General features: G+C 63.7%; 15 protein-coding genes and 1 pseudogene. 5 read left to right on the forward strand and 11 right to left on the reverse strand.

The window, feature by feature from the left end; translation table 11 throughout:
- Positions 1-13 precede the first annotated feature (13 nt).
- The 5 genes from RI03_RS20445 to RI03_RS20465 all read right to left on the reverse strand — a co-directional run bounded on the left by RI03_RS20445 (position 14) and on the right by RI03_RS20465 (position 4638).
- Positions 14-565 carry a GNAT family N-acetyltransferase gene (locus RI03_RS20445; RefSeq protein WP_010219604.1) on the reverse strand — a complete coding sequence of 184 codons (552 nt, stop codon included), beginning with the start codon at positions 563-565 and terminating at the stop codon, positions 14-16.
- Between the two features lie 120 nt (positions 566-685).
- Positions 686-1765, reverse strand: coding sequence for a zinc-dependent alcohol dehydrogenase (locus RI03_RS20450; protein ID WP_010219605.1), 1080 nt, complete (start codon positions 1763-1765; stop codon positions 686-688).
- A 56-nt stretch (positions 1766-1821) separates the two neighbouring features.
- Positions 1822-3204 (reverse strand): NAD-dependent succinate-semialdehyde dehydrogenase, encoded by a 1383-nt coding sequence (locus RI03_RS20455; protein ID WP_010219607.1) that lies wholly within the window; start codon positions 3202-3204, stop codon positions 1822-1824.
- Positions 3205-3233: 29 nt separating this feature from the next.
- Positions 3234-3881, reverse strand: coding sequence for an NAD(P)-dependent oxidoreductase (locus RI03_RS20460; protein WP_010219609.1), 648 nt, complete (start codon positions 3879-3881; stop codon positions 3234-3236).
- Between the two features lie 109 nt (positions 3882-3990).
- Positions 3991-4638: a glutathione S-transferase family protein gene (locus RI03_RS20465; protein WP_338009647.1), complete on the reverse strand. Its 648-nt coding sequence runs from the start codon at positions 4636-4638 to the stop codon at positions 3991-3993.
- Positions 4639-4828: 190 nt separating this feature from the next.
- Here RI03_RS20465 and RI03_RS20470 point away from each other — a divergent pair, with 190 nt between their 5' ends.
- The 3 genes from RI03_RS20470 (at position 4829) to RI03_RS20480 (ending at position 6917) form a co-directional block, all read left to right on the forward strand.
- Positions 4829-5812, forward strand: coding sequence for a zinc-dependent alcohol dehydrogenase family protein (locus RI03_RS20470; RefSeq protein WP_010219612.1), 984 nt, complete (start codon positions 4829-4831; stop codon positions 5810-5812).
- 183 nt (positions 5813-5995) lie between these two features.
- Positions 5996-6643, forward strand: coding sequence for a BON domain-containing protein (locus RI03_RS20475; RefSeq protein WP_010219613.1), 648 nt, complete (start codon positions 5996-5998; stop codon positions 6641-6643).
- Between the two features lie 73 nt (positions 6644-6716).
- Entirely contained in the window at positions 6717-6917 is a 201-nt protein-coding gene (locus RI03_RS20480; protein ID WP_037515870.1) for a hypothetical protein, read from the forward strand.
- 6 nt (positions 6918-6923) lie between these two features.
- On the opposite strand, the gene RI03_RS20485 is transcribed toward RI03_RS20480, so the two are convergent.
- Both RI03_RS20485 and RI03_RS24300 read right to left on the reverse strand, forming a co-directional pair.
- A complete protein-coding gene (locus RI03_RS20485) occupies positions 6924-7421 on the reverse strand; it encodes a potassium channel family protein (RefSeq protein ID WP_238542478.1) in 498 nt (165 codons plus the stop codon).
- Between the two features lie 250 nt (positions 7422-7671).
- Positions 7672-8379, reverse strand: coding sequence for a hypothetical protein (locus tag RI03_RS24300; protein WP_193790615.1), 708 nt, complete (start codon positions 8377-8379; stop codon positions 7672-7674).
- A gap of 51 nt (positions 8380-8430) precedes the next feature.
- Here RI03_RS24300 and RI03_RS24305 point away from each other — a divergent pair, with 51 nt between their 5' ends.
- A complete protein-coding gene (locus RI03_RS24305) occupies positions 8431-8586 on the forward strand; it encodes a hypothetical protein (protein ID WP_193790616.1) in 156 nt (51 codons plus the stop codon).
- Positions 8587-8876: 290 nt separating this feature from the next.
- Here the strand turns inward: RI03_RS24305 and RI03_RS20495 are convergent, their stop codons facing one another.
- Positions 8877-9677 carry a universal stress protein gene (locus tag RI03_RS20495; protein WP_238542479.1) on the reverse strand — a complete coding sequence of 267 codons (801 nt, stop codon included), beginning with the start codon at positions 9675-9677 and terminating at the stop codon, positions 8877-8879.
- A gap of 122 nt (positions 9678-9799) precedes the next feature.
- The gene (locus RI03_RS25190; RefSeq protein ID WP_274517578.1) at positions 9800-9925 is read right to left on the reverse strand and encodes a hypothetical protein; all 126 of its coding nucleotides are present in this window, start codon (positions 9923-9925) and stop codon (positions 9800-9802) included.
- 199 nt (positions 9926-10124) lie between these two features.
- Between RI03_RS25190 and RI03_RS23105 the strand changes: the two are divergent.
- Positions 10125-10727: pseudogene (locus tag RI03_RS23105) on the forward strand (DUF1223 domain-containing protein).
- A gap of 311 nt (positions 10728-11038) precedes the next feature.
- Here RI03_RS23105 and RI03_RS20500 read toward each other — a convergent pair.
- Together RI03_RS20500 and virB11 are read right to left on the reverse strand one after the other, a co-directional pair.
- Positions 11039-12952 (reverse strand): type IV secretory system conjugative DNA transfer family protein, encoded by a 1914-nt coding sequence (locus RI03_RS20500; protein ID WP_026046925.1) that lies wholly within the window; start codon positions 12950-12952, stop codon positions 11039-11041.
- Between the two features lie 12 nt (positions 12953-12964).
- A complete protein-coding gene (gene virB11 / locus RI03_RS20505) occupies positions 12965-13987 on the reverse strand; it encodes a P-type DNA transfer ATPase VirB11 (RefSeq protein ID WP_010219621.1) in 1023 nt (340 codons plus the stop codon).
- Between the last annotated feature and the right edge of the window lie 3 nt (positions 13988-13990).

Raw genomic sequence — 13990 nt, forward strand, 5'->3', positions numbered from 1 at the left:
GCGGTTCAGACCGTCACATCGGCCGGCCGAGGATGGCGGCGGGCAATCCGTCGCGGCCCAGTTCGCGCGTCACGCGCAGCAAACTGCTGTCGCCAGCATAGCCCGTCACCGTGAAGCCCATCTCGCGCTCCACTTCGATCGCAGCGTGATTGTCGCGGCTTTCGATCGCTTCGAGCACCTTGACGCCTTTGGCATCGGCGAAGCGCGCGATGTGGGCCAGTAGCGCCCAGCCGAGGCCGTGAAGCTTGAAGTCCTTGCGGATCGCGATCGCCACCTCGCCGCGGTCGAAGCCCGGATCGCATGCAAGCATGGCGGTCGCGATCATCATCGACCCATCGCTCGTGAAGGCCAGAAAATTCTCGGACCAACGGTGATCGACATGGGTGAGCGCGGCGATCTGCGCCGGCCCCACTTCGTTCAATCCGGTCAGGAAGCGAAAGCGCAAGTCCTCGTGCGTCACGTGGGTGAAGAAGTCGGCGACCGTGCCGTCGTCGGCCGGCCGTGCCGGGCGAACATGGAAGGTGAACCCGGTGCGGGTGGAAAGCTGCTGGCTTGGCTTGTTCATCGGGCGACCTTTCGCGCGGGAGTGAGGCCCTTTGCGGACATCGCAAGGCCACCATTGCAGCCCCGCGAGGCCTGCGCCAGAAACGGAAACTACCTAGCCGGCACCGCCAACACCGGCGAGTCAGGCATCGACCAGCGCAGCTGATCTTGCCGACTTAGCCGTCTCGACAACGTCCGAGAAATCGAGAACCACGCGCGACGGCACGTCGCCGCGTTCGAGCCGGTGGAACACCGTGTTGATCGCTGCAAGCGGCTGCAACTCGACGTCCGCCTTCACCTTGCCGTCGGCGGCGAAAGCCAGGCACTCGACCATATCCTGGCGCGTGCCGACGAACGATCCGCGCACAGTAATGCATTTGGCGACGACGTCGAACAACGGCACCGGAAACTCGCCTGGTGGAAGGCCAACGAGCACGCACGTGCCGCGCTTGCGCGTCATCGCAACGCCCTGCTTGAACGCGCCTAGCGACGGCGCAGTGATCAGCACGCCGTGCGCCCCGCCGCTGGTTTGCTTGTTCAGCATTTCCGCCGGATCGTGCGTCCTGGCGTTTATCACCAGGTCGGCACCGAGCCTGGTCGCGTGTGCCAGCTTGCCCTCGTCGATGTCGATCCCAGCGACCTTCAATCCCATCGCCTTGGCGTATTGGATCGCCATATGGCCGAGCCCGCCGCAGCCCGAGATCGCCATCCATTCGCCCGGCCTGGCCTGCGTTTCCTTCAGCCCCTTGTAGGTGGTGATCCCGGCGCAGATCAAAGGGGCTGCCTCGAAGGCGCTCAGCCCGGCGGGGATGTGCGCGACATAGTCGGGGTCGGCGAGGAGATAGTCGGCGAAACCGCCATTTTGCGTATAACCGCCGAACTTTGCTTCGCCGCACACCGTTTCCCAAGCCGACAAGCAATGTTCGCAGTGGCCGCAAGCGGAATAGAGCCACGGCACACCGACCCGGTCGCCTTCCTTGACCGCGGTCACCCCGGCGCCGAGCGCGACGACGATGCCGATCGCTTCATGGCCAGGGATGAAGGGCGGGTTGGGCTTGACCGGCCAATCGCCCTTGGCAGCGTGGAGATCGGTGTGGCACACCCCGCACGCCTCGGTCTTAACCAAGATTTGGCCCGGGCCGGGCGTGGGGATCGCCAGTTCCTGTAGCATCAGTGGCTGTCCGAATGCCGTGACGACGGCCGCCTGCATTGTCTTGGCCATGAGCGAATTCCTTCGTGAGATTCGAATGTCGATCGGCGCTGCCGTTTCGACCTGGGTCAGGCAGGAGCCGCCATCGACGCGGTGCGCACCAGCTTCTTGTTGACGAATTGCTGGATGCCCATGTCGCCGAGCTCGCGGCCGTAACCCGAGTTCTTGATGCCGCCGAATGGCAGCTCGGCATCGGACCAGTCGATGTTGTTGACGAACATCATGCCGGTCTCCACTCGGCTGGCGACGCGCGCGCCGCGCGCGGTGTCGCGCGTCCATACCGATCCGCCGAGCCCGAAGTCGGAATCATTGGCGAGTGCGATCGCTGCCGCCTCGTTCTTCACGCGGAATACCATCGCGACGGGGCCGAAAAATTCGCCACGGAAGGCGGGGTTGTCGGGCGCGACGTCGGTCAGGATGGTCGGCTGCATGAACGAACCCAGCCGGTCGATCCGCTTGCCGCCGATCAGGACCTTCGCGCCGCCGGAAACCGCTGCGTCGACTTGGCCGACCAATTGTACCAGCGCCGGCTCGCTCGACAAAGGCCCGAGTGTGGTCGCACTGTCGAGCGGGTCGCCGACCTCGAGCGCTTCGAGCCCAGCGCGGAATTTCGCGAGGAAGACGTCGTACACCGACTCCACGACGATGAAACGCTTGGCCGCGCAGCACGTCTGGCCGGTATTATACATTCGCCCCCACACTGCCCACGGCACGGTGTGGTCTAGGTCGGCGTCGTCGAGCACGATGAACGCGTCGCTGCCGCCCAATTCCATCGAGGAGACCTTGAGGTTGCGCCCTGCGCGCGCCGCAATACTCTGGCCCGCGGCGACGCTGCCGGTCAGCGCGACGCCCTTCACGCGAGGATCGTCGATAATCTGGGCCGACTGTTCGTGCGAAACCAGCAAGTTTGTGTAAAGCCCTGCCGGCGCACCCGCCTCGGTCAGCACCTTCTCGAACGCGACGGCGCAACCCGGCACGATCTCGGAGTGCTTCACGACCAGCGTGTTGCCCGCCATCAGATGCGGGCCGGCGATGCGCGCCAGCTGATAATATGGAAAATTCCACGGCTCGACGCAAAAGATCACGCCGATCGGGCCGCTTTCCATATGCGCTTCGCCGTGCACCGGATCGAGCTTGACGGGCGCAAGGAAGCGCTCGGCGTTCTCTGCGTAATAGCGCAGGATTCGCGCGCTGAATTCGACTTCGGCCCGCGCTTCGCCGATACGTTTGCCCATCTCAAGTGTCATGATGCGTGCGAGGGCATCGGCCTGATCGCGAAGCAGATGCGCCGCCTTGTCGATGATGGCGGCGCGCTTGGCATAGCTGGTGTCGCGCCAGATCTCGAAGCAGCTTTGCGCCGTCGCTAGCTTGGTTTCGAGCGAAGCGTCGGTGATCTCGTCGAAGCTTTCGAGGAGCTTCCCGTCGAACGGGCTGAGGCTTTGGTACGTCATGGAAAGGGCCTTTCGAAAGGGATGTGAGGCTAATCGCGGGGAGCTTCGGACGTGATCACCGGGGATTTGCCGACCCAGCGTCGCTCTTCGAACTCAGTGATGAGGAAGTCGGCGACATCGGCGCGCGCGATGCTGCCACCGTGGAAATCCGTCAAATCGGTGAGGGCACGGATGCTGCCCGTAGCCGGACCGTTGGTCAGCGTCGTCGGCCGGATGATCGTCCAGTCCAGCGCGCTCGCGCGTATCTCGTCCTCTTGCCGATCCTTGTCGTGATAGGTCGAATTGAGCAGCAACGGCTGGACGATGCGATCGTACAGGAAGCCGCCGTGTCCGCGACTATCGCCCGCGCCGATGCCGGTGACGCACACCAACCGCGTGATCCCCTCCTTCTGCATTTCTTCGATTAGGATGTGCGTCGCGGCCGAAAGAAGCGTCTCTTCATCGAGCAGCGCCATTTTCGAACCTAAGGCGCTGATTACGCCACCGCATCCGGCAAGCGCCTTCGCGACGGCACCGCCATCAAGAGCGTCGCCTTCGATGATGTTGGCACCGGGAAGGAGCGGTGCCGCTTCCGCAGCCGAGCGCGTCAAAGCGTTCACTTGATAGTTTTTGTCCAATGCTTGGCGGACCACTTCCCGGCCCGTGCCGCCAGTCGCACCGATGACGAGAAGCTTCATGTCGTATCCTCCGCAGATGCCGCGACGACGCGGTGCGTGTAGCGTCTAGGCCGATCGTCTGCCGCCGCTTGTTTAGAAGCCAGCGGCCCGGCTCGGTCAGCCTCGGAAACTACGCATTATCCGCGAGCACCACCTCGCCCGCGGAGCAGGATATAGCCGCCTGCTCGGCAAGTGCCGCGATCACACCGGGGTCGCGCTCCATGCGAGCGCGGAAGGCGGCGAGGTTCGTGAACGGCTTCAGTGCGCCTGGCATCAAACCCGCGGTGCGTGTTAGCATGTAGAGATAGGCATCGGCGATCGTGCGCCGGCCAAACAACAGCCATGGCGCAGTCCCGATCATGCCGTCGAGAAAGGCATATTGCGGCTTAAGCCGTTCGAACGTGACCCGTTCCAGCTCGGCATATCCGGAGGGATCGAGCAGGAAGCGCTGCGGCGCGAAATGCGGGCCCCAGTCGGAATGGACTTCGCCGATCATGAAGCCGAGCGCTTCCGCCACACGGGCGTGTTCGATGGCATTCATGCCGCCAAGCCGGGCCGCAGGTGCCAGTTCTGCGAGATAGGGCAGGATCGCGATTGCCTCGGTCAGGATGCGCAACGGGTCGGCCAGCTGCAGCGCCGGCACCTTGCCGTGGGGATTGATTGACAGATAGGCCGGGAGGCGGCTGCCGCCGGCGGGCATCATCTCGACCGCGATCGGCAGCTCGGCCCATTTTGATGACGATGTGCGCTGCCAGCGCGCATGTGTTTGGCATCGTATAGAGCTTCATGAAGGTTCCCCTGTCGCGCGGCGGTGCGGCTCGCGATGTCCATGCTAGACCGGAGTTACGATCGCCCGGCAGCCTCGGGAATTACGGTGCGGGCGCCCCGGGCCGCGTAGTTTCCGATGCTGCCGCGACACGACGCTCGCTCGTAGATCGCGTTACAGCACACACCGCCGAGGTATTTCTATGAGGGCCATGGTCCTGCACCAGCCGCAAACGTCGCTCGTGATGACCGAGATGCCCGACCGGCTTCCCGGCCCGGGGCAGATCCGCGTGGAAGTGCTGGCGTGCGGCGTTTGCCGGACCGATCTGCATGTCGTCGACGGCGAACTGACCGCCCCCAAATCTCCGATCATCCCCGGGCATGAGATCGTCGGGCGGATTGATGCGATTGGGGACGGCGTGGCCGGACTGACGATCGGCGAGCGCGTCGGCATTCCGTGGCTGGGGCACACCTGCGGGGTCTGCCCGTACTGCCGCGAGCAGCGCGAGAACCTGTGCGATGATCCGCTGTTCACTGGCTACACCCGCGACGGCGGCTTCGCCACTGCGACGATCGCCGACGCGCGCTTCGCCTTTCCGCTCGGCGAAGCGGGCGACGACATCTCTCTCGCGCCACTGCTTTGCGCCGGACTCATTGGCTGGCGGTCACTAAAAATCGCTGGCGCGGGCAAGAAACTCGGGATTTATGGGTTTGGGGCCGCCGGCCACATCGTCGCGCAGGTCGCCGCATGGCAGGGCCGCGAGGTGTTCGCCTTCACGCGCCCCGGCGACCTGACGAAGCAGGATTTCGCGCGGCGGCTGGGCGTGTCCTGGGCAGGTGGGTCCGACGAGGCGCCGCCCGAACCGCTCGACGTCGCCATCATCTACGCGACCCTCGGCGAGCTCGTGCCAGTGGCGCTGAAGGCGGTCCGCAAGGGCGGTCGAGTCGTGTGCGCCGGCATTCACATGAGCGATGTGCCGAGCTTCCCTTATGCGCTGCTGTGGGAGGAACGTGAACTGGTGTCGGTGGCCAACCTAACGCGCGAGGACGGTCTCGAATTTCTCCGCTTGGTCCCAGCTATGGGCATTGTGACGCAGACGACGCGCTACCCGCTCGATCAAGCCAATCAAGCGCTTGCCGATCTCCGCGCGGGGCGATTCGACGGTGCCGCCGTGCTCGTTCCGTGACTCCGCCCTAAGCGACCCGCGTAGTTTCCGACGCTGCCCGCTGCCGCGCATCGGTTTCATGAAGAACAGGTCGGAACGAGCATTTCAAAGCACGCGTCGTGCTTGGAGAGGGTCGCTCGCGATGCCTCGCAGCGGACCTCGGGCATGCCCGATCGCCTTCGTTGCTCAACGTCAGGAGTTATCATGTCTCAGGATCGTCTGCTTCAGGAAGCCGTACTCGCCGAATTCGCTTGGGAGCCAAGCGTCACCGCAGCGCATATCGGCGTTACCGCCAAGAACGGCATCGTCACGCTTTCCGGCCATGTCGAGAATTTCCTTGAAAAGCGTGCGGCTGAACACGCGGCTGCGCGCGTCAAGGGCGTCAAGGCAGTGGTCGAGGAGCTGAAGGTGCAGCTGCACTCTAGCATGGAGCGCAGCGACGAGGACATTGCGCAAGCCGCCGCCATGCGGCTCGAATGGGAAGTCAGCGTGCCGCGAGACGCCGTCAAGATTAGGGTCGAGAAGGGCTGGGTCACGCTTAGCGGCCAGGTCGAGTGGCATTTCCAGAAGGACGCCGCCGAGCGCGTGGTCCATGGGCTGTATGGCGTGGTCGGTGTGTTCAACGAGACCACGATTAAGCCGCGCGCGGACGCGATCAATATCGGCAACAAGATCGATCTCGCGCTGCATCGCTCGTGGTTCGATCCCAAGACGATCACGGTCACCACGCAAGGCGGCAAAGTCACGCTGACCGGCTCGGTCGAGACGCCGGCCGACCGTTACACTGCAGGCGCCACTGCGTGGGGCGCGGCTGGCGCGACCGAAGTCGAGAACGACCTCATCATCGCATAATCTGTGGATGACCCCGCCCGCCGCGTTTGGGGCGGACGGGGTCGCCTTCGTCGGAAAGAACTGTCCCGCAATCATGAAGATCGTGAAGCTCAAGACCCGCCACATAGCGGTTGAAGCAATCGCCTCAGGCGCGCTCGCCTGCGGTGCGCTGGCGATCGGCGCGGTCGCGATTGGGTTCTTGACCGTCAGGCGCCTGAAAATCCTGGAAGCGCGGATCGAAACGCTTTCGATCGGTACGCTGACGGTTGATCATCTGAACATAGGGTCGCAGTAACCGGCATCACCGTGGTTTGGCACCGTCATTGTCATCGTCGTGGCGAACACATTGCGGTTGAACCGGGTCGGGTTGTAGCGGCGCCGGCCCCCGGCCTAAATCGCGCTCGATCGACGTCATGCGATGGACGATGGTGAAGAAGAAGGCGGTCGACCATCCGAGCAGGATGACGCCGTTCACCCCCTCGATCGCGCCGAGCAGACGGCTGCTGACGAGCAGGACCACGTCGCCATATCCGATCGTCGCATAGGTCGATGTGGAGAAATACAGCGCTTGCTCGAATGTCGCGAACCAGCCCATGGTCCGATAAAGGAGAGCGTAACCCCAAATCTCGATGCCGTGCAGCGCGAACAGTCCCAACGCCGCGCCGGCAATGACCGCGCCGTTCGCGATGAACGTCAGCACGCGGTCGGTGCCGCGCCGGTGCCGCCGCACCAGCGCCAGCAGCACCGACAAGCCGGCGAAGTGCACGATTACGCTCAGACCCACCATGATCGACGCCATGCCGAGCTGCAGCAGGAAGGAATCTGTCATTTCCCCGCGACGAACATAGCGGGCTGCGCTGCTCGTGTCAGACCAGCGAGGCGCTCCTCATACAGCGCAGCCATGGTTTCGTGCGATGCACGCGCGCAGCTTCCGCTCGATGAGATCGCCGAGGTCGTCGATTGTTCGATCCTGGCCCTGCAATAAGCAGCTTGGGCACAGTCGGTATACATTGCGGGGCGTCCTCATGACGTGGGCGGCGCTGCTGAAATCAGCGACGTGATTGAAAGCACTCAATTTTGGTACCCCGCCGCTCGAAGGGCATCGACGGCCGGAAACTACGTAGTTCGGTATTTCGAGCGTACGCGCTTTGCGCCGGGTTTCCGCTAAGACTGTGGAAACCGGTCGAAGCGTCAAGAACGGCAAAGCAGGACCAAGGCCGAAGCGGATCACGATGTCCGGTCGCTGCCCCGACGCGCCGTTCAGGGAAGCCAGTTCGGAACGCAACCCGGGCACTTCGACCGGTTGATTGACGAAGGCGCATTTGCGCCCGAGCGCGGTCGACGGGAGCGCGAAACGCCGGCCAGCTCGCCCAACACGCTCCTAAGGCGCTTGATCGGCCGATGCACCCAGAAAAAATCGCGACGCCGGGGGAGGAGCGCTGCTGGCGGGCGTAATGGTCGTTTTCGGAATGCACCGCCACCATCCGGTCGAACAGCAGCGGCCCCGCCGGGGAGGGAAGCGACGGATTGCCGCTGGCAACGCTGAACAGCCCATCGCCGCTGCGCATCGCGTAATGCGGGTCATAGCGCAGCCACTGTCTCAACTCGCACATGAATTCGCCGTCGGCCATCTGCGCGGTGTTGCCTGCGAGCATCAGATCGCGGACGCGATCGATGTCGGCGCGCTCCGTGATCAGGACGCTCTCGACCCCCGGCGCTTCGACAGCGGTCGCAAGCATATGCAATTCGGCGGCCAAGAGGACTTCCCGTCATAGGTCCCCGCGAGTCGATTGTCGGTACGGGATGGCGTGGCACAGCGCGCTGTTGATCGGTTTGGCGGGGCGAAATCGAAGATCGATCGCGCCACCACTTTCGCCGATGAACTCGGGCTCGCCGCATGCCCGCTGGCGACGGCGGCCAGCATCAAATCCTCGGCCGCGCAGTCCAGACTGACGAAGATGTAATGGTCATCGGGATCGACGACAGGTGTCCGCCGCGTGAAATCGGGCACCACCGTGATGCGACACGCTGCGATCCGGAACCGCCACGGCTGCGTATTGTGCCCGTTCGGCGCGAGCGACGCGAAGCGCAGGAGGTTACGGTAGTCGGGATTGGCACCGAACGCTGCCCGCGATGCGCCGACCGACGCGTCATAAGCCGACATCGATCCCATGCCGTGCAGACCGTCCACCCGGCCCCCGCGACGGCCACGCTGGCGACGCCGCCATCGATCAAGACGTTGCGCCGGTTCATGTCAGTGCGACAGCAGCGCGCAGCGATCGCTGCCCATCAGCAAGCTGCGTGTGACGCCGCCGAATGCCCATTCGGCAAGCCGATGATGGCCATAGGCCCCGGCGACGACCAGATCGACGGCGTTCTCGTCGGCGATCCTCACCAGGGTGGCGGCGTCCCCCGCTAGAGCATGCGCGACAATGACGTCGGCGTCGACGCTATGTCGGCTCAGCCAGTCGCGTACGTCTTCGATCCGCGCGCGAATGCCTGGAAGATCCGAGCCGACCCCGGCGAGGACGACGCGATCGGCGTCCATCAGCAACGGCAAGGCATCGACGATCGCTCGGCGACACTCACGGGTATCTGACCAGGCCACCATGACCGTCGCGAAAGCTGCGGTCGTCGCATGCCGAGGAACAATAAGTACGGGTCGCCCGGCGTTGAGGACGAGCTCGCCGGTATCGGCGTGACGCGTCGAGTTCAGGCTTCCGGTGGCGGCACCTGTAATGAGCAAGTCCGCGCACCGCGCTTCTAACGCGACGAAGTGTGATACCGGCTCAAGCGTCGGAATGCTGCGCCAGTCGAGCACACGGCCCCGGATCGTCGGGCAAGCGTGGAACTCCGCGGCGACCGTTTTCAGCTCGTCGTCGACCACTTGGCGTTCGGTCACCGCCAGGGCACCAGAAAAGTCGCCTTCCGGGTAACCGATCTGGACCGGCTCGCAGGCCGCGATGCCAATCACGCCCGCACCATAGCGTTCGGCCAGCACGGCGGTGACGGCGAGCACGCCATCATTGGACTGGCCGGCGTCGAGATGAACCATCAAGGTCTTGTACTGCACGAGACGCCTTTTCGATTTTAGGAGGCGGCCCTTGTCGGCGTTACACGCGCGGTCGGGAAGATTTGGGAACTATGCGAGCTGTTCGCGTAGCGGCGCCGTCGCCGTCAAAGGATGTGCTGGCCGTAAGCAACGACCGACTGGATTGCCAATATCGCCGACAAAACGCTGACCGCGACCGCCGGGCGGTGATCGGCAAAGCGCCAGATGCGATGAAGCTGCAATTGGACCATGCGGAGTCTCTCAGGTGCGAGGATCGGGTGACCTGAACGGTCGCCAGCACCATGGCGTCGAAGCAACGTTTTGGCACCTCTGTCTAGGACCGGGGACTCCCTTGGGGGCAGCCTCGGAATTTACGCACGAGCCCGTGAAATCTGCGGAAGAACCCGGTCTGACCAGCCTAGCAGCATAAACTTTCACTTCGCGACCCGCATGGTCCCAATCCTGCGTGCCCAATCTCATCGAGCTTTAGGTCGACCCCTCCGACTTTTATTAGGCGGGGCGATCGAAATTTGGCGAACTCATCCATCGCTTCGACGCTTATCCACATTCCAGCGCCAAGGGTGCTCGTCGTGCCCGCCCGCTAACGCCGACGTCAACGCTCTGGCCGACCGACCGGACGTGCTCGCGTTGTCGTTCGCCGTTACCTATTGGGGCCAGCTTGGCTGGAAGGACACTTTAGGTTCGCCGCGCTGGACTGCGCGCTAGTGTGAATACGCCCGCGCAGGCGGACGCGGGCAGGTCGCCACACCGCACGTGATCGTCAATGGCGGACCGACCATTGTCGGCAGCAATCGCGCGCAGCTTGACGCGCTTCTTGCCAGGCAGGGACCGGCGCGCGGCGGCCCAGAGATAATTGAGGAAAGTGGCCGCGTGCATCTCTCCGCCGCCGCCGCTCCCTCGGCCCCGGTAACCTTGTGGGTGGTCCGTTACGACCCGCGTTCACGCGAGGTGCCAATCAGCGCAGGAGAGAATGGAGGGCGGACGCTACTGCACCGTGACATCGTGCGCGAGTTGGTGCGGCTTGGCGCCTGACGCGGGCCGGCGGGGAAATTTCCGCTACCGTCTGCAAATGAGGGCGGACTGAGCAGTGCCGTGCTGTTGCAGCAGGGCCAGGGTGGCGCGATCGTCGCGGCTCGCAGGCTTGCGGCTTAGCCGCCCCCCGCGCCGGGCTCTAATAACAGGCTTAGGCTTCGTACGACATGGAATGCATGATAATGGGCCGACTTGCCCCGCTGATGATCGCTGCGCGGCTGCCTTCAGAGCGGCCCAAAGCCCGTTCATCCGACGACAACCGGCGGTTCCTGAACGGCATGCTACATGTGTTGCCCGTTAGCAGACCGTACCTACGCTGCCTCTGTATCTCCGATGAAAAGAAGCTGATCGAAGAGAACGCCCATGCGCTCGTTCACGGGAACCGACTTAGCCGCCGCAATTGCACTATCGTTCAACCGAATCAAAGGCCGTGCTCCGACGCCTCGCGCGTTTGCAGTATCAGAAGCTGAGGCCGGCGCCGGCATGTTTGAGTTACCATCGGCAGAAGACGCCTCGATGACGCGGAGGCTGTTAGCGGCGATCGCAGGGTCGATGCGGATCGGCGGCATCTCTGGCGCTGGAATCTTAGTCCGCTCGGCAAGCTTTTTCTCGGCATAGTAACGGACCTTCTGGCCATAGGTCGCGTACATGCCACGCCGAAAGACGATCAGGTCGTTCTCCGGCAGCAGCTCGACCTCCTGCGGCAGCATCAGCGGCCGGCGCTGATCGGAATCGGATGTGGAGCCGCCACCGCCACCCCACGTCCCCATGGAGCGCGAGCGCGCGCGAAACGTGTAGCTTCCGAGCTGGTCGGAGATTTTCTTGGCCTCCGCCAAACCGGCAGGTCGGAGGACGAGGCGCACCGCGCAATTTCGCTCGATGTCGGCCGCGACCTTATCGCCATAGACGCCCTGGATCTGCTCGAGCGACTGGAACGCCGGCAGCATGCGCAGCCCGTAGCCGGCGACATAGCTGAAGGCGTTCGCCAGCACCGTGCATTTGCCGAGGCTGGCAAACTCGTCGAGTGCCAGCAGAACCTTGATCTGGTGCTTCTCGCCCTTCGGCAACTCGCGCACGTTGCGGTCGATGAGCTGCTGGAACAGCAAGCCATAGATCGGTGCAACCCGGTCCAGGTCGTCAGGTGACACACCGAGGTAGAGTGAGATCCGTTTGTCGCGAAAATCGCTAAGATCGAAATCACTTTCTGACGTTGCTGCATCAACATAGGGGTTCAGCCAGCCGTTGATCTTCGACGTCACGGATTGGCGCAACCCAGAGAACGTGTTCGCGGACGAGCCGGTATAATCCTTGATCGCCGAGACGCACCCTTCCGACAGGGGCTTCCCGGCCTTTTTGCGATCGGCGATGATCTTCGGGAAACGCCGCTGGGCATCGCCGGCCGCGAACTGACGATAGACTTCGCCCAGCGTGAAGGGGAGCGCGTCCTCACCGTCGTCGACCGTCGCCGCGATATACGCGGTAATGCCAAGGAACGCCGTTCGCGCACCCTCGGCCCAGAACTTCTCGCCCGTCAGTGGATCGGGATAGAGCATCGCTGCGATCTTCTGCAGCTCGTTGATGACCTCAACGGGATCGCGCCGGTTAATATAGCTCAGCGGGTTCCACCGCACCGTTCGGCCGCTGGCATCGAGCGGGTTGAAGAGCAGGACCTGCTGCCGGAGCACCTGCAGCCGATAGCCGGCCGTGTTGTCGTAATTCTCCTGCTTGATGTCGAGGACAACGAGGGAGTCAGGCCAGTCTAGCAGATTAGGGATGATGACGCCGACGCCCTTACCGGCGCGGGTCGGCGCCTCGAGCATGACATGCTCGGGTCCGCCAAATCGCATGACCTTACCCCCGAACTTGCCCAGAACAATGCCGGCAGGCGCCAGCATCTTGCCCCTGCGGACTTCGCCCACACGTGCAAAGCGCGCTTCGCCGTGGAGCTTCTGCCGCTGGAACAGCGTCGAGATGATGGTGATGACGGTCAGGACCAGGCCGATCCCGAACCCGACCATGAAGGGCTTATAGACGATCGGGTAGCCCTTCATCGCCCAAAGGGCGGCCGGCACCTTGCGCCACGGGGTATGGACGCTGAGGAGGTGCGAACTCCACAGCACGGCGATCGCGCCGATCGCCGCGCTTACCGCTAGGCCGATCAGGGCCAGGAACACGATAGCGCCCGGGTGCGATCCCTCGTCGCTACGAACCCACTTACCGCTCATAGTGGCATCCTCTCAGTCGTTCGGCTTGCTCGCTGGATCGAACCAGACTTCAGTCATGCGATAGCGGGCTGGCCGTCCGTCGCCGGGAGGGAGCCGGTGCATCTGCACGACAATATCGACCAGCGAGCGGAGCAACGCGCGAACGTCGTGGCGGTCGAGGTCGTTGCCGCCTTCCGACTCCTTGACCAGCAGCGTGAGCTGTTCGAGCGCGCCCTCGGCCGTGTTGGCGTGGACCGTCGTGATCGACCCGGGATGGCCGCTGTTGACGTTGCGCAGGTAGAAAAAGGCTGTGCCGTCGCGCAATTCCTGGAGGAGGATGCGATCGGGCCGCATACGCAGTGCCGATTCCAGCAACTCCTTCGCACCGGCCTTCTGGAGGCTCTTTCCGTCCTTGGCGTACATCATGTGGACGTGATTGCGCTGGGGCACGACGAGCTCGCGCGTGTCCTCGATCGTGAGGATCCGCTCGTAGTCGGGGATCAGCTTGATGAGCCCCTTGGAGAAGCTCGTCTTGCCCGACCCTGTGGCGCCCGAGATCAGGATGTTCTTGCGAGCCTCGACCGCGAGCTTGAAGGACGCCTTCCAGTCGCCGGCGTCGCGATACCTCAGCAACTCCCCATCGACGTCCGCGTGCAGGCCATGCGCGCGAACCTCGCTGAAGAGGCCCGCGCGCTCGAAATCGTCGATGTTCATCGTCACGCCTGACGCTTTGCGGATAGTGATCGAGATGAAGCCTTGCTCGACGGCCGGAGGCACCACGACCTGCGCGCGCTCGCCACCCGGCAGGACCGACGAACAGATCGGATACTCCGAGTTGATGTCCTGCTTGGTCAGACCCGCGATCAGCTTCGCCAGCGTCATCAGCGCGGCGTTGTCCAACGCCGGCTCCTCGTGCCACTCCCATCCCTCACGGGTCTCGAGGCCGATCATACCCGGCCCATTGATGACCAACTCAGTCACGTCGTCGCGTTCGAGGTGCCGCTGGATCGGGGCCGCATTATGCTCGTAGATTAGCGACGTGACATTGGAAGCCATCGC

The organism is Sphingomonas sp. PAMC 26621 (assembly GCF_000251145.1).
Lineage (GTDB): Bacteria > Pseudomonadota > Alphaproteobacteria > Sphingomonadales > Sphingomonadaceae > Sphingomonas.